Below are 580 nucleotides of genomic sequence, written 5' to 3'. Positions count from 1 at the left end.
CACATCGAACGTACTGCCAAAACGGCACACAGGTCACTATGCTAAGCAGCGTCGTTTATTATTGCCCAATTGGTATAGTGCGATTGAATGTTTAAAAAATGGCGTTGGAGTCGGGTATATGCCGCGTCATATTGCGATGCCACTTATTCATGAAGGTGTGCTGGTGGAGAAACTGCTGCAAGATGACAAGCCATTGAGCCGATGCTGTTTGGTATGGCGTAAAGATGACGATCATAAGTTGATCCAATGGATGGTGGATTATTTAGGATCACCGAATCAGTTGCATCAAGATTGGTTGCAGTGTTAGTCAAAAGAAACGTTCGATCTCAGTATTAGCTCATCACTTGGTCCATGAAACCGTAAATTGGAAACAAAACACCTCGCTGCAGCGAGGTGTTGATAAGGCGAATTAAGACAAGAAAAACTTGTAGGATGGATTATCGGTTTCATCCTTACATTGGTAGCCAAGTTCTCGTAAATGCGTTGAAAATTGGGCTAAATCGCTTTCATCTAACTCGAAACCACATAAAACGCGTCCGTTGTCGGCGCCGGGGTTACCGTAGTTGAAGAGGCTGATGTT

1 protein-coding gene and 1 pseudogene are annotated in these 580 nt (G+C 44.0%); one reads left to right on the top strand and one right to left on the bottom strand.

Annotation, left to right across the window (positions count from 1 at the left end; all coding sequences use genetic code 11):
* Positions 1-307: LysR substrate-binding domain-containing protein (locus tag R7O13_RS29160; RefSeq protein WP_318305493.1), on the top strand; the 307-nt coding region annotated here is incomplete at its 5' end.
* 102 nt (positions 308-409) lie between these two features.
* Here the strand turns inward: R7O13_RS29160 and R7O13_RS29155 are convergent.
* A pseudogene (locus R7O13_RS29155) lies at positions 410-580 on the bottom strand (threonine ammonia-lyase, biosynthetic); the annotation flags it as partial.

This window comes from Vibrio sp. Y176, assembly GCF_033438945.1.
This window is presented reverse-complemented; position numbering and strand designations above follow the sequence as displayed.